25 protein-coding genes are annotated in these 26,853 nt (G+C 34.6%); 4 read left to right on the top strand and 21 right to left on the bottom strand.

Annotated features, from left to right (window positions below; translation table 11 throughout):
- Window positions 1–10: 10 nt before the first annotated feature.
- From BM077_RS10705 to BM077_RS10695, 3 genes are all read right to left on the bottom strand, one after another.
- Window positions 11–934, bottom strand: coding sequence for a hypothetical protein (locus BM077_RS10705; RefSeq protein WP_090003534.1), 924 nt, complete (start codon window positions 932–934; stop codon window positions 11–13).
- A gap of 92 nt (window positions 935–1,026) precedes the next feature.
- Complete coding sequence (locus tag BM077_RS10700) at window positions 1,027–3,495, bottom strand: sugar phosphate nucleotidyltransferase (RefSeq protein ID WP_176941706.1); 2,469 nt, start codon at window positions 3,493–3,495, stop codon at window positions 1,027–1,029.
- Between the two features lie 22 nt (window positions 3,496–3,517).
- Window positions 3,518–4,720 (bottom strand): glycosyltransferase family 4 protein, encoded by a 1,203-nt coding sequence (locus BM077_RS10695; protein ID WP_089750195.1) that lies wholly within the window; start codon window positions 4,718–4,720, stop codon window positions 3,518–3,520.
- A gap of 156 nt (window positions 4,721–4,876) precedes the next feature.
- Between BM077_RS10695 and BM077_RS10690 the strand changes: the two genes are divergently transcribed.
- On the top strand, window positions 4,877–6,496 hold the full coding sequence (locus tag BM077_RS10690; protein WP_089750197.1) for a glycoside hydrolase family 57 protein: 1,620 nt from the start codon (window positions 4,877–4,879) through the stop codon (window positions 6,494–6,496).
- Between the two features lie 32 nt (window positions 6,497–6,528).
- Window positions 6,529–7,440 carry a DUF4912 domain-containing protein gene (locus tag BM077_RS10685; RefSeq protein ID WP_089750199.1) on the top strand — a complete coding sequence of 304 codons (912 nt, stop codon included), beginning with the start codon at window positions 6,529–6,531 and terminating at the stop codon, window positions 7,438–7,440.
- A gap of 111 nt (window positions 7,441–7,551) precedes the next feature.
- Here BM077_RS10685 and BM077_RS10680 read toward each other — a convergent pair whose 3' ends face one another.
- The 18 genes from BM077_RS10680 to BM077_RS10595 all read right to left on the bottom strand — a co-directional run bounded on the left by BM077_RS10680 (window position 7,552) and on the right by BM077_RS10595 (window position 25,185).
- Window positions 7,552–7,869 carry a carbohydrate-binding protein gene (locus BM077_RS10680; protein WP_089750201.1) on the bottom strand — a complete coding sequence of 106 codons (318 nt, stop codon included), beginning with the start codon at window positions 7,867–7,869 and terminating at the stop codon, window positions 7,552–7,554.
- Between the two features lie 158 nt (window positions 7,870–8,027).
- Entirely contained in the window at window positions 8,028–8,906 is an 879-nt protein-coding gene (locus BM077_RS10675; protein WP_089750203.1) for a glucodextranase DOMON-like domain-containing protein, read from the bottom strand.
- Between the two features lie 103 nt (window positions 8,907–9,009).
- Window positions 9,010–9,981: an ROK family protein gene (locus BM077_RS10670; protein ID WP_089750205.1), complete on the bottom strand. Its 972-nt coding sequence runs from the start codon at window positions 9,979–9,981 to the stop codon at window positions 9,010–9,012.
- Window positions 9,982–10,036: 55 nt separating this feature from the next.
- Window positions 10,037–11,077, bottom strand: coding sequence for a nicotinate phosphoribosyltransferase (locus BM077_RS10665; protein WP_089750207.1), 1,041 nt, complete (start codon window positions 11,075–11,077; stop codon window positions 10,037–10,039).
- Window positions 11,078–11,104: 27 nt separating this feature from the next.
- A complete protein-coding gene (locus BM077_RS10660; protein ID WP_089750209.1) occupies window positions 11,105–11,509 on the bottom strand; it encodes a GIY-YIG nuclease family protein in 405 nt (134 codons plus the stop codon).
- Between the two features lie 31 nt (window positions 11,510–11,540).
- Entirely contained in the window at window positions 11,541–12,596 is a 1,056-nt protein-coding gene (locus BM077_RS10655) for a DUF1786 domain-containing protein (RefSeq protein WP_089750211.1), read from the bottom strand.
- 111 nt (window positions 12,597–12,707) lie between these two features.
- The gene (locus tag BM077_RS10650) at window positions 12,708–14,120 is read right to left on the bottom strand and encodes a phosphoglucomutase/phosphomannomutase family protein (RefSeq protein ID WP_089750213.1); all 1,413 of its coding nucleotides are present in this window, start codon (window positions 14,118–14,120) and stop codon (window positions 12,708–12,710) included.
- Window positions 14,121–14,188: 68 nt separating this feature from the next.
- Window positions 14,189–15,316 (bottom strand): M24 family metallopeptidase, encoded by a 1,128-nt coding sequence (locus tag BM077_RS10645; RefSeq protein WP_089750215.1) that lies wholly within the window; start codon window positions 15,314–15,316, stop codon window positions 14,189–14,191.
- Window positions 15,317–15,457: 141 nt separating this feature from the next.
- The gene (gene bshA, locus BM077_RS10640; protein WP_089750217.1) at window positions 15,458–16,579 is read right to left on the bottom strand and encodes an N-acetyl-alpha-D-glucosaminyl L-malate synthase BshA; all 1,122 of its coding nucleotides are present in this window, start codon (window positions 16,577–16,579) and stop codon (window positions 15,458–15,460) included.
- A gap of 2 nt (window positions 16,580–16,581) precedes the next feature.
- Complete coding sequence (bshB1, locus tag BM077_RS10635) at window positions 16,582–17,292, bottom strand: bacillithiol biosynthesis deacetylase BshB1 (protein ID WP_089750219.1); 711 nt, start codon at window positions 17,290–17,292, stop codon at window positions 16,582–16,584.
- Window position 17,293: 1 nt separating this feature from the next.
- Entirely contained in the window at window positions 17,294–18,931 is a 1,638-nt protein-coding gene (gene bshC / locus BM077_RS10630) for a bacillithiol biosynthesis cysteine-adding enzyme BshC (protein ID WP_177175536.1), read from the bottom strand.
- Between the two features lie 331 nt (window positions 18,932–19,262).
- Entirely contained in the window at window positions 19,263–20,294 is a 1,032-nt protein-coding gene (gene add / locus BM077_RS10625) for an adenosine deaminase (protein ID WP_089750225.1), read from the bottom strand.
- A gap of 27 nt (window positions 20,295–20,321) precedes the next feature.
- A complete protein-coding gene (locus BM077_RS10620; RefSeq protein ID WP_089750228.1) occupies window positions 20,322–21,119 on the bottom strand; it encodes a Cof-type HAD-IIB family hydrolase in 798 nt (265 codons plus the stop codon).
- A 163-nt stretch (window positions 21,120–21,282) separates the two neighbouring features.
- The gene (locus BM077_RS10615) at window positions 21,283–21,486 is read right to left on the bottom strand and encodes a cation transporter (protein WP_089750230.1); all 204 of its coding nucleotides are present in this window, start codon (window positions 21,484–21,486) and stop codon (window positions 21,283–21,285) included.
- 25 nt (window positions 21,487–21,511) lie between these two features.
- Window positions 21,512–21,976 (bottom strand): SoxR reducing system RseC family protein, encoded by a 465-nt coding sequence (locus BM077_RS10610; protein ID WP_176941708.1) that lies wholly within the window; start codon window positions 21,974–21,976, stop codon window positions 21,512–21,514.
- 32 nt (window positions 21,977–22,008) lie between these two features.
- On the bottom strand, window positions 22,009–22,284 hold the full coding sequence (locus tag BM077_RS10605; RefSeq protein ID WP_089750234.1) for a metal-sensitive transcriptional regulator: 276 nt from the start codon (window positions 22,282–22,284) through the stop codon (window positions 22,009–22,011).
- Between the two features lie 98 nt (window positions 22,285–22,382).
- On the bottom strand, window positions 22,383–24,791 hold the full coding sequence (locus BM077_RS10600) for a heavy metal translocating P-type ATPase (RefSeq protein ID WP_089750235.1): 2,409 nt from the start codon (window positions 24,789–24,791) through the stop codon (window positions 22,383–22,385).
- 133 nt (window positions 24,792–24,924) lie between these two features.
- On the bottom strand, window positions 24,925–25,185 hold the full coding sequence (locus BM077_RS10595) for a hypothetical protein (protein WP_176941709.1): 261 nt from the start codon (window positions 25,183–25,185) through the stop codon (window positions 24,925–24,927).
- 203 nt (window positions 25,186–25,388) lie between these two features.
- Between BM077_RS10595 and tnpA the strand changes: the two genes are divergently transcribed.
- Together tnpA and BM077_RS10585 are read left to right on the top strand one after the other, a co-directional pair.
- The gene (tnpA, locus tag BM077_RS10590) at window positions 25,389–25,778 is read left to right on the top strand and encodes an IS200/IS605 family transposase (protein ID WP_090003531.1); all 390 of its coding nucleotides are present in this window, start codon (window positions 25,389–25,391) and stop codon (window positions 25,776–25,778) included.
- A 5-nt stretch (window positions 25,779–25,783) separates the two neighbouring features.
- The coding region (locus BM077_RS10585; protein WP_090095255.1) for an RNA-guided endonuclease InsQ/TnpB family protein at window positions 25,784–26,853 on the top strand (1,070 nt) is incomplete at its 3' end.

The following is a 26,853-nucleotide window of genomic DNA, read 5'->3' as shown; positions in this document are numbered from 1 at the left end:
AAATCACCACCTACAATATTAGTCCAGCTTTACCTAAACTGACTCCTATAATTAAGATTAAAAAGTATATTTCGAATTGAGTAGTATTAAAAAATAGTAGTAATAACGTAGAAAGCGAAAGAAAAGCTTCAGACCATAGTACTAACTTTAATTGTGAATCAACTAAAGACCCCGTTATCATTACTAAAAAAGGCGTCCCTATAATTACTAAACCTCCAACTATAAAACTAATAAACTGCTTTGAAACCCATACTCTATTTAAAATAACATAAAATAGTCCCCAAGCTATTAAGAAAAATAAAGGAGTTAGGTAGATAAACTTTAGCGAAAAGAATAGAGTACTTAATAGTGCTAAGAGATATGTATTCTTGACCTGCCCTCGAGCTTCTCCGGAGATTATGGCTTGGGCTAAAATAACTCCTAACCCTAAGCTTGGTAACAATCCAGCTGCTCTAGCTAATTTATCTAAAAACTGAGCAGGAATTGAACCTAAAAATTCCTTTAAAATCGGGGCAAAGTTCAGTATAGTAAAAATAAATAAAAAGATTCCTATTTCCAATAACCAACTATACCTTTCTGTGTTGAAACTATTTATTAATTCTTGCAATACATAACTGATTATTAAGGTAAAGGTAAGGATAACTACAAAACTAATATTACCTGTTAATAGAGTAAGAATAACTGTTAATATCGCTGTTAAATTGACATACTGCAACCCAAAATCATAGTTAAACAGATTGCTACCCCAAATCAATTCTAAAAGAAGCCCAATATTAATTCCAGTTGATAGATTTCCTAATATCCAACCACCAAGCGGAGCAATTAAGATTGGACGTAATAAATAACGAAAGTTATTCTTCTTCATCCTTCGTTCTAAAAAGTTAACCAAATTAATTATAATAGTGAGAAAAATTACCTTAATAATCAGTTTCATCTCCTTAAATTTAAGCTCTTTAATATCTATAGTTAGTCTATCTATGTTACTTCTAGACTTTTTTTAAAACTCCTCCCTAAATATTAAGCAGATTATCTTAATTGTAAATCAGTAATCATCGATGTATACTCTTCTGTTAAGGCAGTAGCTCTTTCAGGAGTATCGGCTTCAGTATAAACATGGAAGATAGGCTCTTCTGAATCTGGCAATACTAAAGTCCAACCATCTTTATGATGAACTTTTACTCCATCTACTAATTCTATCTTCTCTTGTGGCGTCTGTTGGATTAAGTTTCGCATTACTTTTCCTTTATTCTCCCAGGCACATTCTATAGCTTCTTCTGCTCTATGGAATTCAGGGATAGCGGCTATTAATTCAGATAACTTAGTATTCTCTCTAGCTAAAAACTCTAAGACCTTAACTAAATAAGCTAGTGCATCATTAACTAAGGGCAACCGTCCTACCCCTTTATTCACCTTATTTTCATAATCTACGATACTCATCAAGCGGTCTTTAGCTTGAGCTTTGGTCCAAGTCACTTCAGCACCATACTCAGCTGCTATATCTTTAATTACCCTCGGTGCTGTAACTGGAATGAATAGTTCTTTTACTCCATCTTCTAGATTGATTATTGCCCTAATTACTTCATTTAACTCGGGATTGATCAATTCACCTTCTTCTGTAACTAAGGTAACCTCTTCTCCATTATGGTCTAAAATTACTCCTAAATCTACTTCTTCATCCTCGACCATAGTCAAAATCAAGTCTTGTTTTTGTAATCGTTCTTTAAAGCTTAAAGGTCTATTAGTTTCAGTTTCATACTTTGTCTTAATCAACCTACAGTTCAACCCATTAATTAATGGTATCAGAATACTATCTAAGTTATCTTCTTCATAATCAGCTACTATTGTATATTGCATATCCTCTATTACTTCAGCATCTACTGATTCTAATATATTCTCCAAATATAGATCTACCATCTGTGGAACCCACTTGATTTCACCTATTGCATCGACACTTGCTCTTTGGAAATCTTCTCTGAAGAATACTTTTTCGATTCCTTTCTCTTCATTGCGCGAAATATTAACCCCGTATTCATTTAGAAATTCAATTACAGTATTTTGTGGTTCTCTTTGGCAGGCTCTAACATGAATACCTCCTTTGACCTCTAGATCTCTTACACTATATCTAGCTATAGGACTAGGCATCTCACCTATATCTTGCACTGTAACTCCTGCCGATGTTAAACCAGAAGCGATGGCCTGTTTTAGCATTTTAGACATGTCATAAGTGTCAGAGCTAACTGCAATTATTGTTTCGTTATCCAACATTGCTCCGTAAGCTGTCCCTAGCTTAGCTACAAATTCTGGCGTTACTTCAATATTGCTAATCCCTACAACGCCTTGATTCCCAAATAATGTTCGTGACCATTCACTCTCCCAAACTAAACTCTTATTTAAAATAGTTGAATCTGCTATCTCCTTATAAGGCCAAACCTTAACATTTGGCTTAATCTTCGCCTTCCTGCCAACTGTAGTAACATCTCCAATTGCAGATCCTTCGAAGATAGAGACATGGTCTTTAATGTTGACTCCATCACAGATTACAGAACCTCTTAATTCTGACTTTTGACCAATAAAAGAGTTGTTCCAAATTATACTCTTCTTTATTGAACTAGAACTTTCAATAATATTATTATCTCCAATTATAGACTTCTGTAGACTGCTTCCACTCTTAATAGTACAATTCTTTCCTATATAAAGGGGACCTGCTAACTGCACATCATTAGCTATTTCTGTTCCCTCCCCAACCCAAACCTGCTTAGCTATCTGCTGACCTGGAATGTCTACTTCGACTTTACCGCTGATAATATCATAGTGTGTCTGGCGATACTGTTGTAGATTACCGATATCACACCAGTACCTATCCATTACATGACCATACATCGGTTCATTAGCTGCTAATAACTTTGGAAATAAGTCTTTGCTAAAATCAAACTTTACACCATGTTCATAGTAATCAAAAACATGAGGATCTAAGATATAGATTCCGGTATTAACTGTATCACTAAATACCTCTCCCCAACTAGGCTTTTCTAGAAACTGTGTAATTGCACCTCGTTCATTAATCATGACTACTCCATATTCCAACGGGATATCTTCTTGAGTAAGAACTAGCGTAGCTACAGATTCTTTTTGCTTATGGTACTCTACAGCGGCTGTTAAATCTACGTCAGTCAAAGCATCTCCACTGATTACAATAAATGGCTCATCTAAAAATTCTTCTGCATTCTTTACACTACCCGCGGTTCCTAAAGGGCTCTCTTCTATATAGTAATGCAAATTAACTCCTAACTTTGATCCATCTCCAAAATAGTCTTCAATAACCTGTGGTAAATAAAAAGTAGTCACCGCTATATCCCTAATTTGGTGACGTTTTAGTAATTCAATTATATGTTCCATAACCGGTTTATTCATAATCGGTACCATCGGCTTGGGACAGTCACAAGTTAATGGTCTTAACCTTGTACCTTTGCCTCCAGCCATAATTACGGCCTTCACATTAATTCCCCCTTTATAACTATTATATTGTAGACCCTGATTTAACATGTGCCCATTCAGAAGTTTGATATTCATCTAAAACTTGTTGATATACCTCATTGGTCTTTCCTGCAATTCCTTGCCAACTATACTCTTCTACAGCCTTCTTATAACCATTAGACCGTAGCTTATCAGCATAAGGTTGATCGGTTAATAACTTAATTATCTTCTCCGCTAATGAATTAGCATTCCCTGGTAAAGCTTTTAAACCATCTTGCCCATCATCTATAATCTCATCCAATCCTCCTACTCCCGAAACCACTACTGGCGTCTTGCTGGCCATAGCTTCTAAAGCAACAATTCCAAATGGTTCATAAAGACTAGGAAAAACAGCTACATCAGCTACTTGATATAAATATTCCTTCTCCTCCTCAGAAATATATCCCGGAAAAATAACCTTATCACCAATTCCAGAATTATGAGCTTGTCCTTTGAGTTCATCTAGCATCGGCCCTTTTCCGGCAATTACAAATTGAGTATTAGGTGCTGCTGATAAGATTTGATGTGCAGCCTCTAATAGGACATGTACTCCTTTCTCTCGCACCATTCTACCAATAAAGAAGACCAGATTCCCTGTAGTATACTTCTCTTTGAAACCTGCAGGTGCTGTTACATCAAAATTATCTAAATCTACTCCATTATTAATGATATCTATCTTATCTCTTGGAGTTTGGAATAAACCATGAATCTCATCTTCCATATACTGACTACAGCAGATAACTCTCCATGCTTCATAACCAATTAACCACTCTACATCATTGATATATTTTTGTTGAGAATTGTATATACCATGATTTCTTCCTGATTCTGTAGCATGAATAGTTGTCACTAACGGCAAATGATTTCCATGTTTAAGACTCTTACCAGCAAATCCCACTAACCAATCATGGATATGAATCAAATCGAAATCATACTTATTTAATAAGCTATTTGCCATCTCTATAAAATTAAAGTTTACTAGCATCACCCAAGTCAAGAAGTCTGGTGTTGAAATCTCTGGCTTGTTAATCCGGTACACGTACACCCCTTCTTCTTTAGCAAAATTATCTGCTCCTTCACCTCCTTGTGTAATTAAGTGTATCTCAACATCTTCTGCAACTAAGGCAGTAGATAAATCTTTGACATGACTAGCTAATCCTCCAACACTAACCGGAGGATATTCCCAAGATACCATCAGTACTTTCATCTACTTTTATTTCCCTCCTAAATTCAAATTTATTTTAATTGGTTCAAAAATTAATATTTCCAATCAAATCATTTTTATTCACTATCTACATGTATAAGTCACGTTAAATTTAATCATATTAATAGAAGTAGAATCAAAAATTGGGAGGTTGGAACGTTGGAAAAAGGATATTTATCTTTAGTTTTACACGCACATTTGCCTTATGTTCGGCATCCAGAAAAAGAAGACATTATGGAGGAAGAATGGTTATATGAAGCAATTACTGAAACTTATATTCCATTAATTAATGTATTTGATGGATTATTAGAAGACGGAGTAGATTTTAATTTAACATTATCTGTTTCTCCACCACTCTTATCAATGTTAACTGATCCACTATTACAAGAGAGATATTTACGACATATTAACAATCTAATCGAATTAGCTGACAAAGAAGTAGAAAGAACAAAAACTCAACCAGAATACCACCAAATGGCCCAACAATATGCTTACCTATTTAAAGAAGCACGATATGTATTCGAAGAAAAGTATGATAGAAACCTAGTTAATGCTTTTAAAAAGTTTCAATATGAAGGCTATCTGGAAGTTATTACCTCTAGCGCTACTCATGCCTTCCTACCATTCTTTGATATTTATCCAGAAGCTGTTAATGCTCAAGTAGAATTAGCTAGTACTCTTTATAAGAAATATTTTGGAACTAATCCAGCAGGAATGTGGTTGCCAGAATGTGCTTATCAGCCAGGACAGGACCGTTTTTTAGCTAAACATGATATTAAGTACTTCTTTACTGATGCTCACGGAGTCTTACATGCTGACACGAGACCTAAGTATGGAGTCTTTGCTCCTATCTACACCCCGAATGGAGTCGCGGCTTTTGGACGTGACTTAGAATCTTCCAAGCAGGTATGGAGTGCTAAGGAAGGTTATCCTGGAGATTATGATTATCGAGAATTCTATCGCGATATAGGATATGACCTTGATTATGATTATGTAGAACCTTATATTCACCAAAGTGGAATTAGAAAGCATACAGGAATTAAGTATTATCGTATTACTGGTGAGACTGACTATAAAGAACCTTATAATCCAGACTGGGCTACTCATAAAGCTGGACTCCATGCTGATGATTTTATCTCAAACCGTCAGAAACAGATCAGTTATTTAACAAAACACATGGATCGTAAACCAATAGTAACTGCTCCTTATGATGCCGAACTATTTGGCCATTGGTGGTATGAAGGAATTCAGTGGTTGGACTTCTTAATTCGTAAAATAGCTTATGATCAAGATACTATATCTTTGATTACTCCTAGCCAGTATTTAAATGAATATAAAACTAATCAAGTAACTACACCTTCTTACTCTAGTTGGGGGCACAAAGGATACGGAGAAGTTTGGTTAGAAGGTAGCAACGACTGGACCTATCGTCATTTACATTGGGCCACTGAGAAGATGGTTGAAATAGCTAATGATTATCCTGATGCTACCGGTCTAAAATATGAAGCCTTAAATCAATTAGCTAGAGAATTATTATTAGCCCAAAGTAGTGATTGGCCATTTATAATGAAGACAGGAACTATGGTAGAATATGCTGTTAAAAGAGTTAAGACGCATATAACTAGATTTAAAAGCCTTTATCAAGAGATCAAAGACGACAATATCAATTTAAATATGTTAAGAAAGATACAGAGCTATGATAATATCTTTCCTGACATTGACTATCGCATCTATCGTTCAGATAATATTTCCTCAAAGCTGCAACGAGAATTAATTTAAACGTAGCTTAGGAAAATACGAGGTGAAAAACTATGACCTTTTTAATCTATTCATTCCTAGTTGCTATCCTGGGGATAATTCTATATCATTTTTTCTGGGAACCTGAAGGTAAAAGCTCAACCCAGGAAGCTAAGGAAACATTGAATGAAGAAGAAATATTCCAGGAGATGCCACAACAGACTAAGACTAAAAGTAATTTAAAATTTAATACAAAACGGAAGAATAAAGAATTTAAAGAGGGAAATAATAAATTAGCCGTTGATTGGGAGGTGGCAGAAGATTTGAGTACTAATTTAAATCGTAATACCCCAGCTATTGAAAGTATAACACCAAATATGGAGTTCTTTTCAACTCATGATTACCCGGAATTAGCAGATTATGATCTTAATACAAATTTTAATCAAAACCGAGTTACTGCTTTAGTTCGTGATTCCTATTGGGTTTATCTCTATTGGGAGATTAATCAGCTCTTTGAAGTAGATGGGCAACCAATTTTGAAAGTATTAGACATCACTAATAAGAACTACCCTCACTGTGATGCAAATAGCTTCTTTACTGTAGACATAAATTTAGAAGCAACTAATTGGTATCTAAAAGTTCCTTCAGCTAATTGTCAATATACAGTAGAATTAGGAATTCAAAAACCATCTGGAGAATTTAATCTAATAGCACGGTCTAACTACTTTAGGACACCAAGAGATCAACCTTCAGATAAATATGACCCGGAATGGATGACTATTGATGGAATCTTCCAACGTAGTTATCAAGCCGATGGTACTTTCAATGCTGGCAGTTCTCCACTGGGTGGAGAACAAGGGCTAGGTGTAGGTGAATATATTAGTTCACCATTAGGTGGCTATGTAAGTTCTCCATTAGGGGTTGGTGAATATGTAAGTTCTCCGTATATAAGTTCACCTATGAATGACAAGAATGAGGATTGGTAATTATACCAATCCTCATTTATATCAATTTAATTATTGATTAATAATAAAAAGCCTTTAATCATGCCGCTAGTGACATGATTAAAGGCTTTAAAGATTAATAAAAGCTATAATCTAATATTGGTCTCCATTATGAACCTCATAACTCCAGTTACTACCATCATTATTATCCCAATGTTCTGCTGAGTCTTTAAAACAGAAATTAAAACGTTGAGTAGTATTTAACTTAACCGTCGTCTTACAAGTTCCTTGTGGAGTCCAATTCATCTTAATCGTCTTAACATCCTGCCAATTTTGATTTTCTCCTACACCAGCATGAAGATAAACCTCATCAGCTCCAGCCTCTTTTAGCATACCAGCATACTCAATTGTCACGTTCTCTCCTGTAGTTATCGGTGTTGGATTTACATTGACGCTGTCAAATTCACTCATTATTAATAATTACCTCCTTGGATTTAAAATTTATTATATTATTTTATATAATCTATTTATATTATCTCTCTAATTACTTATTTTATCAGAGGTAATTACTAACATTTAAAATTAACAAAAATTTTAAATCTTGATTAATTATATAAGAGCCTTAATTACTATTCATCAATTTTAATCAATTCTTTTCTATATTTAACTATATTAAAGCCTAAGATAGCAATAGCTACTATAGCTATTAATACAAATAATTTATTAAATAATTGACTACCTCCGCCTACAGAATAAACTGTAGCCAAGCTTTCATCTTCTAAATTATAGTTACCCAAAACTTCGCGTTGACTCTTACCTTCTGGTACTAAAATATCTATAACATTAGGGTCGATATCGCTATTAGTACCTCCACCAAACTTCCATTCACTCACTTCCTCAACTACTGGACGATAATTATCATAGCTAAAACCATCTAGTGAACCAATCAAAACATAGTATTCTGCACCTTTTAAACCACCGATTAAATCTTTAGGCACCTTAATATGAATAGTTTGCTCATCATCTAATACTTTTGCCTCTACTCCTTTAACCTGCTTCTCTTCTTTAGGATTATCTTGATAGTCATAAACCTTAATATTCCAGCCATTAACTTTAATCAGCTTATTCCATGGAGCTTCTTCGCTAAATTTAATATTGGCACCTCTTTTGAATACAGTAGTATCTCCACCTTCAGCATTATCTATATAGATTTGAATTAATTGATGACTAAAGCCATACTTAGCATGCCAAGGATTTGTGATTTCAGCAAACTTTAGTGTAAATAAATAGTTTGATCTTTCTTCTTTAATACCAAATCTTAATAGGTCAAATAGACCTTCAAAAGGAGCAAACTGTTGATTAGTAGGATATATATAAGTACCAGGGCCATATTCATCACCTTGTGGATCATCCATTTGAAAAAGATATTCTTGACTGTTTATAATTGTACTATTCATAAGCAATAATACTAATAGACCAATTAAAATAATCCCTACTCTTCTTTCCATCTTTAAACCTCCTAAATCAGAATTAACTAAATCTGATTAATATTTATGAAAAGGGAGTAAGGATTATTCATTTTTTAATAGTTCTTCTAATTTTCAAGCCGTTTTAAAGCAAAACTCCAATTTCAACTAAAGCCTTAGCAATAGCGCCTATAACTCCTACATCATCGCCTAATTCAGCGGAAACAATTTCAACTACACCTGCTGGAGCATCTAAAGCTCGTTCGGCTACTATTTCTCTAATTGGCTCTAATATCATCTTACCTGCTTTGGTAACTCCACCACCAATAATGACCATCTCTGGATTTAAGATATTAACCAAATTAGCTACTCCAATCCCTAAGTAATTAGTTACTCTTTCTATAATCCCTAAAGCAACCTTATCAGCATTAGCAGCAGCCTTAGTAACCGTTGCACCATCTATCTCTTCAATCTCACTTACTAAGTCAGTCATCTTTGACTGCTTTCCTTGCTTTATCGCTTCTCTACCTAGACGACCGATTGCAGTTCCTGATGCTATTGCTTCCCAACAGCCTTGATCTCCACAACCACATTCTACATCTAACGTAGGATCTATCACTATATGACCAATCTCACCAGCACTATCATTTGCTCCGTGATATAAGCGACGATTAATAATAATCCCACCGCCAATTCCAGTGCTGATTGTTATATATATAAGATTATCTCTTTCTTGTCCGGCACCAAACCACTTTTCTCCTAAAGCCGCAGCATTAGCATCATTTTCAATAAAGACTGGCGCTGTTAACTTAGCCTCTAATGCTTCTTTAATATTAACATTCTTCAAATTAAGGTTAGGGGTATTGTAAATAATACCTTTTTCTACATTTAAAGGTCCTGGACAACCAACACCAACAGCCCTAATTTTACTATTATCTATATTAGCTTTACCAGTCACCTCTTCTATGCTTGCAACTATCTGATTAATTATAGCCTCTGGACCTTCTTTAGCCTTAGTAAGTTGCCTGCTTTTAGCTAAAATCCGTCCTTCTAAATTCGCCAATGCTGTTAGTATTTTTGTTCCACCTAAGTCAACTCCAACTACATACCCTTCCACATCTGTTACCTCCCTAAATCTTACTACGCCATGCAATCTTTATCTATCATTATAATTATATTAATCTCTTTAACCGTTTATTCTCAGCCGGACCAGGTATCCTACCTCTTTTCGCTATAGGTTTCCCATCCACTTCTTTAATATCCATCGTCATATTAATTGCTTCTGCTCCAGAAATATAACTACCAACGCCAAAGCCATCTACACCTTGATCCTTTAGCTCCAAAATTCGTTCAGGATTGATACCACCCGATACAAATAGGTTTACATGCTGATAACCTGCCTTGTCTAGACGAGCTCTTATCTCCCTTACTAAAGCTGGAGTTACTCCTCCTCTTTCTGAAGGTGTATCCAATCTAACCCCTTCTAAACGTTCTTTTAAATTATCTGCCAAACGTAAAGTTTCTTCTGCTTCATCCTTAAAAGTATCAACTAACATAATTCTCGGTGCTTCCTTAGGCATAATCTCATCATAAGCCTCTGCTACTTTAAGAGTATCGCCAACCGTTAGAATTAATGCATGGGGAACTGTTCCTGAAGGATTCATTCCTGCTAACTTAGCTCCTAAAATACAACTCGCCCCATTGACTCCACCAACAATAGCAGCTCTCTCCATTACAGGAGCAACTGCTGGATGCAAATGTCTAGCACCAAAACAAAGCACCGGAATATCATCAGCTACTTCTTTACATTCTGCCGCTGCAGTAGCCCACCCGCTTGAGCTAGCCAAGGAACCTAACATAGCTGTTTCAAAGATACCAAAATCATTATATGCCCCTTCAATACGCAATACTACTTCTTTTTTCTTCATCTTGCTACCTTCTTCTAGACCCCAAACTTTAACTTCCTTATTCTGCAACAAATTCAGCACTTCATCTACTCCCGCCAAAGTTCCTGCTTTGCTAGTAAATATATCTACTACTACTTTAGTCTTATCTAAATCTAACTCATGCAAGATTTCTCTTGTCTTGATAAAATAAATATCAGTTGTCAGTCCATCTCTAATCTCATCATGATTTGCAGAATAAAGTAATCTATCCTCTTCAACTTTAAAATTAACTACATCTTTTAAATTCTGTATTTCCTCTTTAGACATTATTATTATCTCCCTTTCCATCAAATATTAGTCAACTTTAACCTCTTCATCTATTTTAGGTCTCTCTTTTGAGTATGATAAATGAGTATTGCAGTTACAATCACTAGCACCAAACCCCAAAACCGGTTCTGTAAATTCTGATCTTTTCAGTAAAGACTGATGAATCTGACACTCTAACTCTTTAGACCCTTCCCAAGTCCTAACCGCAGCTACATCTGCTTCCTGTAATAGATAATCGATATGCCAATGTAACTTCTTATCCTTACTCTTATGTCTATTAATTCTAGCTAAAAGATTACGCTGAGCAGTACCAGTATAGACATAATAACCACTTTCAAATTCAAACTCACCTAAACTTCCTACCTTTATCACTTTATCTAACGGTAAATAAATAATTAAATTATAGATTCCACTATCCAATTCCATATCCATTATAACTCTACCTTTCTAAATTAAAGCTCATTTATTTAAAATTACAAATCAACCCTTGCTCCTTAGCTGCCGCCACCAAACCAAAACAACCAGAAAGCATCATATCACCTTCAGGAACCGCAAAGTAATAATCTAAATCGATTGCTAAATTGCGATTAGGTCCTGTCACCGCTACCATCTTAACATCAATATCTGGCATCTGAGGTTCTATATAAGCACCATGCCCTCGATCAGAGTATACTTCTTCATTAGGTAAATCATTAGCTATCAATCGTTTAACATAGTCCTCTAACTTTTCTGAATTCATCAAAGATGTATGATGTTCAAATAACCCACATACTCTGTTACCCTTAACTATAATTCCTAAAGTATGTAAGTTACCGATATTAATTACTACTACTCCTTCTTCTTGATACTTCGCTACATTATCATCACAAAGTGCACCACGAATCGCTGCTGCTCCAGTGTCCATTAATAATGCATTAGGAGCCAATGATTGATTAGCTTGCATTCTCGTTAAATAATCTGGCGCTTCTAAATAACTAAGCTCTTTAATATCTCCACCTGCTTCAATAAAACGCTGCCAATGCTCAAATCTAAATTTACGATCGCTTTTATCTAAAGCTTCTCCATGGTCTTGAACTGCAATAGCATACTTGTTGGGTAACTCTACTCCAAAATTTTTGAGACTATCGTTCAACTTATCCAAATCTATATCACCAAAAACAATCTCTTTATAATCAATATCTTTAGGAGAAGAATCTACTACTTTAATCCCCATTTCTGTAACAATTTCTAAGTTATCATTAAGTGTCTTAGCTGGTTGTGGCAGTGCATATACATCATAACCTGCTTCTAAATGTCTTTTTATAGCTTTGCTATTAGCTCCACCTCCCATTAATTGACCACTAATAAATATATCTTGCTTAGCAGCTGTAGCTGCTGTTATTTCATTATATTTAATCACGGTTGGTGAAGGTAAGACTAATTTAATTGAATTTTCAATAGGTTGTCCTGATTCATATAATAAAATATCCTGTGTCCCAGCTCCTACATCTATTGCTAATAATCTATCTTCTTGTCCCATATTCTCGCTCCTTTCCTCAAGTATATTATTCAGGATTATTGTTTAAGTCTCCTCCTTTTCTAATTTATAAAATCAAAAATCCTCTACCTAAGATAGATAGAGGATCTTCTGCTATATCTTTAATATATCTCTTACTTCATCTTGAATCTTCTTCATTGACTTCTTATCAGCTGTCTCTACATAAATACGAATCAAAGGTTCAGTTCCAGAAGGACGCATCAAACACCAACTACCATCTTCTAGAATAACCTTCATGCCATCTTTATCAATCTTTTTAACTACTCTTTGCCCGGCAACTTTCTTAGCATCAAATCCTTCAATTCGCTTTAGAACATCTGGTTTTTGAGCAGGACTGCATTCGATATCCAATCTTTCACTAATTAGCTTGCCATATTTCTCTTCTACCTGTTTAAGAATAGTAGTTAATCTTTCTCCTCTACTCATAATCATTTCCACAATCAAGACGCAAGCTAATAATCCATCTTTTTCAGGTATATGACCTTTGATGCTTAAACCGCCACTCTCTTCACCACCGATAATTATATCTTCATTTAACATCATATTACCGATATACTTAAACCCAACTGGCGTTTCAAAGACTTCTAAGCCATGTTTTTTAGCAATTCGATCTAACATATGTGTTGTGGCAACTGTTTTAGCAACTCCACCATTCAATTCTTTGTCTTCTACTAGATAGTCTAGCAATAAGAATAGTACTTGGTTAGGACTTAAATATTGCCCTTGACCAGTAATAATACCAAATCGGTCTGCATCTCCATCCAGGGCTAACCCTAAATTCCATTCATCCTCTTTAACTCTTGCCATTAATTCTGGTAGCTCTGCTTCCGTTGGTTCTGGCATTCCTCCTCCAAATAGTGGATCACGATAACCGTTCATCTCTTCCACTTTAACTTTAGTATCAGCAAAGATTTCTGTTAAGTAACCGATGCCAGCACCATACATAGGGTTTACTAAAATATTTAAGCTCTGGTTATTAAATTGTGAAAAATCAATCACTTCTTGAAGATGCTTTAAATAATTAGATTTAGGATCTAACTTCTTAACCTCTTGACTAGTTTCGTTGATATTAACTGCTTGTATATCGCCACTCTTCTGTACTTTAGCTACTTCCTCTTCAATTTGATCAGTAATCTCTGGTAAAGCAGGTCCTGCATATTCAGGAATAAATTTTATTCCTTGATAGTGAGCAGGATTATGACTAGCAGTTAACATTAACGCTCCATTAAAACCTTCTTCTTGAATAGCAAAAGCTGTCACTGGTGTTGGTAATGCTTCCTTAGCAACTATAGCTTCAATATCATTCCCAAGTAAGACTTCAGCTATTGCTTCTGCAAATTCCTCAGCTAAAAATCTGTTATCATAACCGATAAAGATTCCCTTATCAGTCTTATTATTATTCTTTAAGTAATTAGCAATCGCTTGGGTTACTATCTTTAGATTCCCAAAAGTAAATTCATCAGCTATGATTGATCTCCAACCATCAGTTCCAAATTTAATTGCCATTGATTATCCCTCCTACTATATACTTTGCTACACTCTATGTATTATATAACAATCCAAATAAAATTATGTCATAAAATTAAGATATCCGGTCGTTGCCACTCCTTACCATTTACTTTATAACACTGCTTTGGCCAGTCATCATCACTAGTAATAATTTCAGGACCAGATTCTGTAGCGATGACTGTATCCTCTAACTTTAAGCCAGGCAAAGTAGGTGTCCAAGCAAAGGGTTGATTGGCCTGGATTTCTTTTTCACAATCTGTTGTGGCTAAATAATCTCTAACTTTATAACCTAGCGCTCCTCCATGATCATCAAACTCCCATGCTTCTTCATAGCCTAGCTCTTGATACTTAGCTACTGCTTTATTAAATAACTCATTTACCTCTTGCCCTGCCTGGGTCCCATTCAAATAGATACTCTCAATTTTTAATAAATCTTCTAACTGTTCTGACAATTGATAAGATAATGACTTAAAAGCAACCATCCTTGTTAAGCTGACTACCAACCCACCTCTTTCAGCAGCTAAACTGATCATAAGCCGATTATTAGCCTCTTTATTAGTAGGTTGTGGATGGCAGTACTTAGATATTCTCTCATCAGCAGCAACCAAAAGTGAGACGGTATAGATTCCTGCTTCTCGTAATCCTTTAACTACTCTCGCTGCAACTTCATTCTCACTAATCCCCCGTTTGAAATCCTGACAGATATTAGAAACTATTTGGGCTGCTTCTCCTCCTAACCTTCTATACCTTTCTAGTTCAAATTCGGTTAACGAATATCTTAACTCACTAAGCTCTTTTCCCACATACTTCATTTCTTCTACTGGCAGATCAGAGCCTAATTTTAATCCAGAAATTAAGTTATCTAAGCTTTTATCTTGATACCACTTTCTACGTAAAAAAGTGAAGTTCTGGTTAAATACCTCTTCTTCACGAAGTCTTCGCTCTTCTAAATTATTAGTTAATATATATTTATCTCGGTTAGTAATTAATATCTCCGCCGCACCAGTCTCACGATTATTGACTATTCTATTATTACCACCAGCTGTCAACCAAGCAAAGTTATAATTCTTACTAAGAATAACCCCATCCAACTGTTCTTCTACTAATAATTCTCTAATTCTTTCTTCTTTAATCTTTACTTCTGTCGCCAACTTTTCTAAGTCTTTTTTACTTTGAGAATAATAAGTGCTCATTGGTTAACCCCCCCATTTTAGATAACAAAAACAGCTAATAATCTCTAAAAATTATAATTGTTTTACATTATAGTTAGATTAATAGCTGTCAATTATGCTTAATTGATATTATATGATTTTAAATTTTATTCATTATAAGATTTAATTATTAATTAATTCATAATAGTAGGCTTCATACTTGTCAACAATATTTTCGGCACTAAACTTAGTTACTACCCAGTGTCTAGCATTCTTGGCGATTTCATGATGCATTTCTTCGTTCTTTAGTAATTCTACTCCTTTTTTAGCCATCTCTTTAACTGCACCTGGTTTTGCTAAGAATCCGGTTACTTCGTTTAAGACTACTTCTGGAATCCCTCCGGCATCGGAGGCGATGACTGGAACTTTACAGGCCATAGCTTCAACTGAGACTAAACCAAAGCTCTCCTTTTGAGATGGTAATAAGAAGAGGTCAGAGATTGATAGAAGCGGTATTATATTATCCTGTTTCCCTAAGAAATAGACTTTATCTTCTAAATTTAATTTAGCTACTAGATCTTTAGCTTGATGACGATTAGGTCCATCACCGATTAAGAGTAGTTTACTACTGACTTCTTTATTAATTAAAGCAAATATCTTAATTACATCTGGAATATTCTTAACATCGCGAAAGTTAGATATATGCGTTATAATCTTATCTTCCCCACTAGCTAATTTGAGTGGTTCTTCTGGCTCAGTCCTCATATATTCTCTAGTGTCTACAAAGTTATAGATAGTCCTAACTCTATCTTCTGCTAAATCAAAAGCCTCTAGTGTCTCTTCACGTAAGTTCTCGGAGACTGCTGTAATGCCATCACTTGCTTCGATACTAAATTTCGTTATATTCTCAAATGAACTCTGATTTCCTACTAAAGTAATATCTGTACCGTGCAAGGTAGTTACTACTTTAACATCAGCCTCTTTCTTAACTTCTTTTGCTATATAAGAACATAAAGAATGTGGAATTGCATAATGAGCATGAATAATATCTAATTCTTCTTCCGAAATCAATTCAGATATCTTATTAGCTAAAGCTAATGAATACGGCGGATACTTAAATAGTGGATAAGAAGGTATCTCTACTTCATGAAAATAGATATTTTCATAATATTGGTCTAATCTAAACGGCGGCTCATAACTAACAAAATGTACTTTATGGTCTCGATTGGCTAGCTGCTTTCCTAATTCTGTAGCTACAACTCCACTTCCTCCATAGGAAGGATAACAGATGATACCTATATTCAATTCTAAACACCTCCCCTTAAAGTTGTTAAATCAGATAATTCGATGGCTTTCTTATATTTAAAGCCTTCTCCTGCTTCAGTGTTAATTAAAGAACCTAAATACTTAAATCTAGCATCTAATTTCTTTAAGAAGTTCGAAGTATTCAAAACAGTTTTGAAACTGTTCTTTTTTGTATGATTTACTTGTGAATCATGGGCAAATAAAGCTTCCAACTTAGTCTCATACACATTTGAAATATCTACTATAAAGTCTGGCTCATCTACTTGAGCTAAGAAATAATAGACTACTGCTTGGGGACGATAAGGTTCACCGCTAGCATCGAATTTCCTTAGTCCTGCTTTAAAACAAGCTTCTGTTATTAACTGGCTACTATTAATATGGTCTGGATGTCTGTCTTGCCAGTAAGGAGCTAAGACTATTTGTGGCCTATGCTTCCTAATCTTTTCTACTACTAATTTGATCGCTTTAGAATCATTCTTAACTTTCCCATCTGGTAGCCCTAAGCAATCTCTAAATTCTAACCCCATAATTTCACCTGCAGTTTGGGATTCCTTAGCTCTAATCTCCGCTGTACCATTGCTCCCCATTTCACCAGCTGTTAAGTCGATAATTGCAACTTTATAACCGGCTTGTTGGTGCTTAATTAAAGTCCCTCCTGCCCCAATCTCTACATCATCAGGATGTGCTCCAAATGCTAGTAAATCTATTGTCATCTTATTTATCACCTCGATAGTAATATAGACGATGTGTAAATTCTAATTCAAAGTAATCTACTAAGTCATCAATAAAAGTATGACTATATTTAATTAAATACGGAAAGATATTTAAGTATCTTTCTTGTAAGTTCTGATTAGGCAATAGGTTATTCTTCAATTTTTTGAATTGTCTAACTAAAACTTCACTATTCCTTTTGTGAAATTGTTGTGTTTTTTCTTCTAGATAGTCAACTTGTCCAATAATCCGCTCTAGATTCTGTTCCCCTAACTGCTGTAAATTCTGATCTATTTCACTTATCTGCTTAATTAATTCTTGATAATCGCAAGCAAATTTGTCTTTAACATCATTAAAGATCTGCGGAATATCTAACTCATCTTTATCTGCTAACTCTTCTTCTAATCGTTTGTCCAAATTAAAATTAATTATATCCTTTCTAGTTAATCCGTACTTATCCATATAACTAGCTAACCTTGCCTCAACCACTGTAATGCTCTCTCTTGGATATAAAATCGGCATTTGTAAATCAAAGATAGAATATAAGCCTTTTAATTGACTATGATAAGCTATCTCTCCTGGGCCTCCTACATAGGCGACAGTTGGCAGAAGATACTCTTGCACTATCGGTCTTAAGACTACATTAGGACTAAAGCGAACAGGTTCTTGCTCAATCATCTGTAGTATATCCTCTTGATTAACTTGCACCTTCTGATTCCGAGTCTCAAAATAATGCTTGCCCCCAGCTTTGGTCTTTGATAAAAGGGAATTTCTTTCTTGGTCAAAATAGATAAAGAGATGGGAATTATCCATACTCTTATCAACCTGTAGAGGATATCCGGCTTCGTTCAACTGATAATTAGTCTGCTGAAACTTCTCTTTTATTTCAGACTGTTTACAGATGATTTCTTGATAGATACCACTGCTTAATTGCCTAATTTCAGGCCACATAGGATCAAAGATAATCAAACCATAATCATTAAATAGATCTAACATTATTCTGCTAAACCATTCTGCTAAGTCATCTGCTTCTTGAGCTAAGTTTCTTAAGTTAGAAATTATTCGTTCTTTAAATTCTGTATCATAAGTCTCTTCAGCTAAACGATCTATTAACTTAAAGAGATCTTCGTTTACTTCAATATTGCCAATAGATGTGGCTATGTAATCTCCCACTAATTCAACAGTCTCTAACTGATTATTAGCATTGACCAAATTAATATGATTAATCTCCTGAAAGTCATGGTCTTCACTAGCTACCCAAAAGATAGGAACTACTTTAGAATCAGTAAGCTTACCAGTCCGTTCTGCTAATAAGATAGCATTTATTGCTTTATAGACTGTATAAAGAGGTCCAGTAAAGATGCCAGCCTGCTGACCGGTAACTACTGCTCCGGTTTCGTTTCTTTTTAAAGCTTCTATATTGGTGATTACTTCTTGACTACAACCTAATTTCTGATTATAATCTTTTAAAATTGCCGCCAAATGATCTCTATCCTGCTGGTAATTATTATTTAGATAGCTAACCCGTTCTGTAAACGCTACTTCTTGTCTTGAGTCATATTCATAAAAATCAGCTACTGCTTCAAAATTAAATAGATAATCATGATAAAGTTGATTCCCAATCACTGATTCTTCTGTCATCATATCACACTCCTAAAGACTACAGGAATATTATCGGCTAAATAACCTTAAATGTTTATAAGCGTTCGTAAGCCCTTATAAATTTGTTCACCTCAATCATGTTTGAAATCTAGGTTCTTACATAATCAATTGATACCGCCTACGAATTCCGCAACGACTTCCATAAATAAAGCATGGGTTGTTTTCAAACTCCCTAACGGTCAAACAGAAAACAACTTTTACCATGCTTTATTTATTCCAGTCTGCTACATTCTAAATGGCTAACATCAATCGATTATGTACGAAGACTAAATTTTCAGCCGATATTACTCTACAGTTCTATTTATATAATCTATTGGTACTCTGCTTCTAATTCAGTAAATTCAGCTTTAAATTTATTAATCAGTTCTTCTCTTTCATCTTTATTAATAAAAGCCGCTTCTACTCCATTCAAAATCAATTGCTTAATATCTTCTATTTCAAAATCAAAATTTTCATACAAAGCTATATATTCTTCACTTAAAGTTAGATTAGATACTGTCCGATTATCAGTATTGATAGTAACCAAAACTCCTAAATCAAAATACTCTTTAACCGGATGGTTACTAAGATTGTCAACTACTTTAGTATGTACATTACTAGTAGGACAGACCTCTAACGCTATCTTGCTTTCCTGAATAATTTCTAAGGTCTCAGTATCCTCTTTAGCCCTAATACCATGTCCAATTCTTTCAGCGTTTAAATAATCAATAGCCTTACGAACGCTATCGGCTCCAGCTGCTTCCCCTGCATGTACAGTACGATGTAGACCGATACCTTTTGCTAATTGAAAGGCCTTTTCGTGCTCCTCAGGTGGGAAGTCCGCTTCATCACCGGCCAAGTCTACACCTACTACCCCTTTACCTAAATAATCACTGGCTAACTGCACAACCTCCACACTCTTACTTGGGTCCTGATGCCGCATACAACAAAGAATTATATTAGTCTGTAAATCGTAATCTCTTTCTGCCTTCTTAAGTCCACTCAAGACTGCTTCTACTACTTCTTCTTTACTTAATTTTGACGCTAACATCAAAGGAGCAAACCTAACTTCTAAATACTTTATATTATCTTGGGCAGCATCTTCAGCTAACTCATAAGCGACTCGCTGTAAAGCATTTTTGGTCTGCATGACCTTTAAAGGAAATTCAAATTTCTTCAGATATTCAACTAAGCTTTCACATTCGTCATCCACCTGTAAATAACTCTTCAACTCTTCTTTATTATTGGTAGGTAATTCAACTTCTAATTCCTTAGCCAAATCAACTACCGTCTCTACTCTTAGAGAGCCATCTAAATGTAGGTGTAATTCTACTTTTGGTAGCTCTCTAATCAAATCTTTCATACTTACCCTCCTTGTAATCAATCACCATCACAACACAAATTTCTTAATTACTTCTGCTACCCCAGCTTCTTCGTTAGATTTAGTTATATAGTCCGCTCTTTCCTTAACTTCAGAAGCAGCATTAGCAACAGCAACTCCTAAACCAGCATATTGAATCATTTCTAGATCATTCAAACTATCTCCAATAGCTATTATTTCTGATTTTTTGATACCTAAATCAGCTGCTAATTCAGCTAAAGCAATCCCTTTAGATACTCCTTTTTGCATTATTTCTATAAATCTTGGTTTTGACTTTGTAATATTCAATTCTTCGCTAAATTTATTTTGTAATACTTTTGAAATTTCATCTGCTTGTCTTGCATCTTTACTTATAACCAATACTTTAGTCGATGGTTGAGATGATACTTCCAAAAAATCATCAATTAACAACGCTTCAATTCCAGCAATTTCTTCATAAAACTCAGATTCAGCTCCTAATTTATTTACGTATAATTTATCATTTAAATAAAGGTTTAAATGCCATTCTTCTTTGTCAGCTAAATCAATTATTTCTTTTACTATCCTACTAGGCACTGGACGATGATTTACAATTTGACCAGAAATTGCTTCTTTAACTAAGGCTCCATTATAAGTAATAATCGGAATATCAAGCCCCAAATCTTTTACATATGGTAGTGCTGAAGAATACATCCTTCCAGTAGCAATAGTGACTATTACCCCTTGTGCTACTGCTTGAGCTATAGCATCTTTAACTGCTACAGGCATTCTAAACTCATCAGATAATAAAGTGTCATCCATATCAATTGCTATTAATTTATAGGCCATTTACAGTCCTCCATCTATTAATTATATTCTCTTCTTATTTTATTTCTATAATTAAAATTTAATTCCTTGTTATTAATATTAAGATTTATTATATAGCTTCAGGCTACTCTCTAAAATGAATTTAGAAAGTAGCCTGAAACTAATAATATTATTTCATTTTAATCTACTCTACTTCATATGGCCCCGCCTCTGTAATAGCTGACTTTAAATCTTCAACCTCTAAGCCATCATAGCTGACAGCTACTGTCTCTGCATCTAAATCAACTTCTGCTGATTCTACACCATCTAAAGCATTTAAAGCTTCTTCAACAGCATTCTTGCAATGTCCACAAGACATACCACGTACAGTAATTGTTACTTCATCCATTTTTTATTAGTCACCTCCTTATCAATTAATGGTGATGACCATGATCATCATCATCTAAAACATCTTCTAAATTGCCCCTAAAGACTCTCTTAATTATCGGCTGATACTTACCCATTTCACTACCTCGTTCTCCATGTTGTCGTACAAAGACAAAAGATAATACTAGAAATAAGATTCCTGTAACTCCTCCTACTAAGTCTGCATTTCCAAAACCATAGTTATTACTTAACCAGCTACCTGCAAAGTAACCGACAAAAAGATTAATCAACGGTAAAAGATAGACTATAAATACAGCACCTAATAGATTCTTATCTTCTAATTCTATAACGACTAACTGCCCCGGTTTAGCACCAATTATATTTTTAGCTTTAACTTGTAAATCTTTATTCTCTTCACTACACTTTCCACATTTATCACAAGAAGCAGCTCGTTTAATCTCAACAGTAGCTAAACCATTATCAACTTCCTTTACCTCTGCATATTCTCGCAAAGTTAGGTTCCTCCTTCTAAATTCAAATGGTTTTATTTAGTAAACTTAAAGATAACATCCATCAACTCATCTATTATTTCATCACCTTGGTCGTCATCAGCTACTGCTTTTGTAACACAGCCATGAGTATGATCTTCCAAAATAGACATGCCTACTTTATTTAAAGCTGCTCTCGCAGCGGCAATCTGCGTCAAAACATCTACACAGTATTTTTCTTCATCGACCATCCTCTGAATACCACGAACTTGTCCTTCTACTCTTTTTAAACGAGTAATAAGATCATTTTTTTTCTTACTATAAGATCCCATTTTGCTTCCTCCTTCCATCTATATGTGCTAATCTATTTATTCGATATTTAAATTCAATCTTCCTGCATTTATTATATATCTTAGCACATTATAAATAATTAAACTGTTTGAGGGTTATATCGTTTAAGCAATAAAGAGTTAGAAACTACTGAAATTGAACTAAATGCCATAGCTCCCGCAGCCATAACCGGAATTAAGAATCCAAATGCAGCAACCGGAATTCCTACTGTATTATAAAAGAAAGCCCAGAATAAATTCTGCTTGATCTTACGCATAGTCTGCTTGCTCAATCGTATACTAGTAGCCACACTACGTAAATCCCCGCGCATTAAGGTTATATCAGCAGCCTCTATAGCTACATCTGTTCCTGTCCCAATTGCTAATCCGATATCTGCTGTAGCTAAAGCTGGTGCATCATTAATACCATCGCCAACCATAGCTACTACTTTACCTTCATCTCTTAATTGCTGTACCTCATTTGCTTTATCATCTGGCAGTACTTCCGCTAGCACACGTTCAATTCCAACCTGTTTTGCAATTGCTTTTGCAGTACGTTCATTATCTCCGGTTAACATTACTGTTTCAATACCCATTCCTTGCAACTCTTTGATAGCTTGAGCAGAACTTTCTTTTACTGTATCAGCTACAGCAATTACTCCTGCTAATTCACCATCAATAGACATCGTCATCGCTGTCTTACCTTCTGATTCTAATCGATGAATATCATCAATTAGTGACTCAATATTAACATCATTATCTCGCATTAATTTTGCATTACCAAATAAGATCTCTACTTCATTATACTTTGCTCTAACCCCATGACCAGGAATTGCTTCAAAATTATCTGGATCATCAGGCTTGATCTCTGCTTCTTTTGCATGCTCCATAATTGCTAAAGCTAACGGATGCTCTGACCCCTTCTCTACTATAGCTGCATGGTTTAATAATTCATCATCACTAAATTCATCTGTACTAATGATATCTGTAACCTCAGGCTCTCCCTTAGTAATTGTTCCTGTCTTATCAAAAACGATAGTTTCAATTTTATGAGCCTTCTCTAAATGTTCTCCACCTTTGAAGAGAATACCATTCTCTGCTCCCTTACCAGTTCCCACCATAATTGCTGTTGGTGTAGCTAGACCTAAAGAACAAGGACAAGCAATTACTAGGACTGCTGTCATGTTCAAAAGAGCAATTGTAAAGTCCCCTGTCGCTATATACCACCCGGCAAATGCTAAAATAGCAATCCCAACAACAATCGGCACAAATATACCAGAAACCTTATCAGCTACTCTCTGAATTGGTGCTTTTGAGCCTTGGGCTTCTTCTACCATCTGAATAATCTGCGATAAAGCAGTATCGGCACCAACTTTAGTAGCCTCAAACTTCAAAGCTCCATTCTTATTTAACGTAGCTCCAATTACTTCATCACCAGCTTCTTTTTCAACCGGTATACTCTCTCCGGTTAACATCGATTCATCAACTGCGGAGTTCCCTTCTTTAACTACACCATCAACTGGAATTTTTTCACCTGGTTTAACTATAATTAAGTCTCCTTCTTGTACCTCTTCAACTGGTATCTCAACCTCTTCACCATCACGAATAACTCGAGCATTATTAGCCTGTAAATCCATTAATTTTCTAATCGCTTCTGAAGTCTTACCTTTTGCTCGCGCTTCTAACAACTTACCTAAGCCAATCAACGCAAAAATAATCACCGCTGTATCATAAAAAACATGGCCATCTAAAATAAATGTATTAGCTACACTATATAGATAAGCAGCCGTCGTTCCAGTAGCAATTAAGACGGACATATTAGCGCTTTTGTTTTTCAAAGCATAGTATGAATCTTTATAATACTGATAACCAACAACTACTTGAATTACTGTAGAGATTACAAACTGAAATAATTTGTTCTCTAATAATTCTGGTACCGGCTGACCTAAAATCATGAAGGTAAACATAATTAAGAATGGAATAGAACCTATAGCCGCGACACCAAATAAAGTTAGTTGTTTCTGTTCTTCCGCCTTACGTTTCTTCTGTTCTCTATCTTCAGTGAAATCTTCTTCACTTTCATCGACATCATAACCTAAATCTTTTACTTTTGCTTTTAAATCAGAGACTGCCACCTGACCTGGAATATATTCTACTGTTGCTTTTTCTACTGCAAAGTTTACATTAGCATTAATCACGCCATCTAATTTATTTAAACCCTGCTCAACACGATTAGCACAAGCTGAACATGTCATCCCGATAATCTTAAAATCTGTCTTCTCTTGAGGCACATCATAGCCTAAATCTTTAATCTTATCTATAAAATCTCCTATACCTGCCTGTTCAGGATCGTAATTAACTGTTGCTTTTTCTATTGCAAAGTTAACTGTTGCATCACTAACACCTTCCATCTTGTTTAAACCTTGTTCTACTCTATTAGCACAAGCTGAACATGTCATTCCTCCAATCTCTATATTAACTCTGGATTCTGCTTTGGCTTTCTCTGCCATTATTAGTCCCTCCTCTATCCTTGTCATTATTATACCCAAAAAAGTATTTTTAATTTATATACCTATAGGGGGTATTTGGTTTATAAAAAGAATAACATATTCTATGGTAGTTGTCAACAATTTTTAATAAAAATTAAACTCTAAACTCTTCTGTAGTCTGTTCTAAATTCTTAGCAAATTCCTTTAACATTTCTGCTGATGAAGTTGTCTCTTTTGAACTATCAGATAAATTCTGAGTTATCTCATTAATATCTTTAGTCTTCATTACTATATCCTTTATCCTTTCGGTTTGGTTATCTGCCACATCGCTAATCTCTGACATCTGCTCTGTAATTAATTCTACATTATTTTCTATTTTTTCAAAATGTCCTATTGTATCTTCTGTTAACTTCATTCCTTTTTTAACAAGCTGATAATTGCTATTACCGAATTTAGTCGAGAAAGCCTCGCTCATGATAATGGACGGGGATGAATCGGCTATTTTAATTTTTCGTCAATCTGAAAATTAAAATTGTTTTGTATATAATCCAGTTATTGAATACGAATCCCTTTTATGGTATAATAATATTAATAGTTGACACTAAAGGGGTTTTAGTCATGAATACCTATAAAAGTACAAGACATGCAAAATTTCTTTTAAATTATCATTTTATATGGATACCTAAGTACAGAAAGCAGATTTTAGATAACCCTCAAATTAAGCAATTAATCTTAGATACCATCAATGAATTAGCTGATAAACATAATTTTGAAGTATTAGCTACTGAGATAATGCCAGACCATATACACCTTTTTATATCAGCTTTGCCTAAATATTCTCCCAGTAAATTAATGAATATTATTAAAGGTACAACTGGGAGAAGAATATCAAAGCATTTTCCAGAGTTAAATATTAAGGGTTCTGTGTGGACTAGAGCTTATTTTGTAGCTACTGCTGGTAATGTAAGTTCTGAAACTATTCAACACTATGTTGAAAATCAAAGGTGATTAATATGCAATTGACTTATGTTCTAGAGTTGTTAAAACCAACCAAAAGAAAAGAGAATATATTCTTTGAAAATATTGCAGAAGTAGTTAAGAATCGTCAAAGCATTGCTAACAAACTTAAAGCAGGAAAAACTAAATTGAGCTCTGCTGACTTCAAAGAAATAAACCTCCCCTCGGCTGTTAAGAATCAAAATATCAGAGAAGTTAAAGCACTCTATAAAAGGTTTTTAAAATCTAATTCTGATAAAGAGAATCTAGAATTTAAAGATAATCAACCTATTTGCTATAATAATCAAAATTATAAAATTGATAATCATATAATCTCAATACCTCTCTATACTAGCAAATGCCAAAGATTTGCTTTTCCTGTTAAAGAGACTAATAGATTAAAGGAATTGCAAAATCATATTAAGAATAGCTGTAAATTAGGCAAAGCCAGCCTTTTCTATAAAAGAGGCAAATGGTACTTTGCTGTCACAATTAAAATAGACAATAAAAAAAGCACTAACTCTAATGTAATGGGAATTGATATAGGACTTCGTCAATTAGCTGTTGCTAGTATTAAAACTACTAAAGGTAAAGAGATTAATCGTCAATTCTATGATGGTAAAGAAGCAGGTTTCATTCGTAAAAAATATCGTTCATTAAGAAGAAAGTTAGGTAAATCTAAAAAGATTAAAGCTATTAAGAATATTAATGACAAAGAGCAGAGATGGATGAGAGATTTAAACCATAAAATTAGTAAACAACTTATTAATCTTGCTGTGCAAGAGCAAGTTGGCACTATAATTATGGAGAATCTAGAGAATATCCGTAATACTGCTCAAAGTCTTAATAGAGCAGATAGAAACCTTCATAGCTGGACTTTCTATCAACTTCAACAATTTATTGAGTATAAAGCTAAATTAACTGGGATTAAAGTGGAATATATTAATCCTAAATATACATCCCAGAGTTGTTCTAAATGTGGTGAAGTTAAGAAATCAAATCGTAAAGCTAATTTATATTCTTGTGTGTGTGGTAATAATATCCACGCTGATTTAAATGCAAGTAGAAATATAGCAAATAAATATTT

This window comes from Candidatus Frackibacter sp. WG13, from assembly GCF_900114655.1.
GTDB lineage: Bacteria > Bacillota > Halanaerobiia > Halobacteroidales > Acetohalobiaceae > Frackibacter.
This window is presented reverse-complemented; position numbering and strand designations above follow the sequence as displayed.

Coding starts and splice junctions, on each gene's coding strand:
- BM077_RS10705 (WP_090003534.1), bottom strand. CDS start 934: ATGAAACTGATTATTAAGGTAATTTTTCTCACTATTATAATTAATTTG.
- BM077_RS10695 (WP_089750195.1), bottom strand. CDS start 4,720: ATGAAAGTACTGATGGTATCTTGGGAATATCCTCCGGTTAGTGTTGGA.
- BM077_RS10685 (WP_089750199.1), top strand. CDS start 6,529: ATGACCTTTTTAATCTATTCATTCCTAGTTGCTATCCTGGGGATAATT.
- BM077_RS10680 (WP_089750201.1), bottom strand. CDS start 7,869: ATGAGTGAATTTGACAGCGTCAATGTAAATCCAACACCGATAACTACA.
- BM077_RS10675 (WP_089750203.1), bottom strand. CDS start 8,906: ATGGAAAGAAGAGTAGGGATTATTTTAATTGGTCTATTAGTATTATTG.
- BM077_RS10665 (WP_089750207.1), bottom strand. CDS start 11,077: ATGTCTAAAGAGGAAATACAGAATTTAAAAGATGTAGTTAATTTTAAA.
- BM077_RS10660 (WP_089750209.1), bottom strand. CDS start 11,509: ATGGATATGGAATTGGATAGTGGAATCTATAATTTAATTATTTATTTA.
- BM077_RS10655 (WP_089750211.1), bottom strand. CDS start 12,596: ATGGGACAAGAAGATAGATTATTAGCAATAGATGTAGGAGCTGGGACA.
- BM077_RS10650 (WP_089750213.1), bottom strand. CDS start 14,120: ATGGCAATTAAATTTGGAACTGATGGTTGGAGATCAATCATAGCTGAT.
- BM077_RS10645 (WP_089750215.1), bottom strand. CDS start 15,316: ATGAGCACTTATTATTCTCAAAGTAAAAAAGACTTAGAAAAGTTGGCG.
- bshB1 (WP_089750219.1), bottom strand. CDS start 17,292: ATGACAATAGATTTACTAGCATTTGGAGCACATCCTGATGATGTAGAG.
- bshC (WP_177175536.1), bottom strand. CDS start 18,931: ATGACAGAAGAATCAGTGATTGGGAATCAACTTTATCATGATTATCTA.
- add (WP_089750225.1), bottom strand. CDS start 20,294: ATGAAAGATTTGATTAGAGAGCTACCAAAAGTAGAATTACACCTACAT.
- BM077_RS10620 (WP_089750228.1), bottom strand. CDS start 21,119: ATGGCCTATAAATTAATAGCAATTGATATGGATGACACTTTATTATCT.
- BM077_RS10615 (WP_089750230.1), bottom strand. CDS start 21,486: ATGGATGAAGTAACAATTACTGTACGTGGTATGTCTTGTGGACATTGC.
- BM077_RS10605 (WP_089750234.1), bottom strand. CDS start 22,284: ATGGGATCTTATAGTAAGAAAAAAAATGATCTTATTACTCGTTTAAAA.
- BM077_RS10600 (WP_089750235.1), bottom strand. CDS start 24,791: ATGGCAGAGAAAGCCAAAGCAGAATCCAGAGTTAATATAGAGATTGGA.
- BM077_RS10595 (WP_176941709.1), bottom strand. CDS start 25,185: ATGAAGTTAACAGAAGATACAATAGGACATTTTGAAAAAATAGAAAAT.
- tnpA (WP_090003531.1), top strand. CDS start 25,389: ATGAATACCTATAAAAGTACAAGACATGCAAAATTTCTTTTAAATTAT.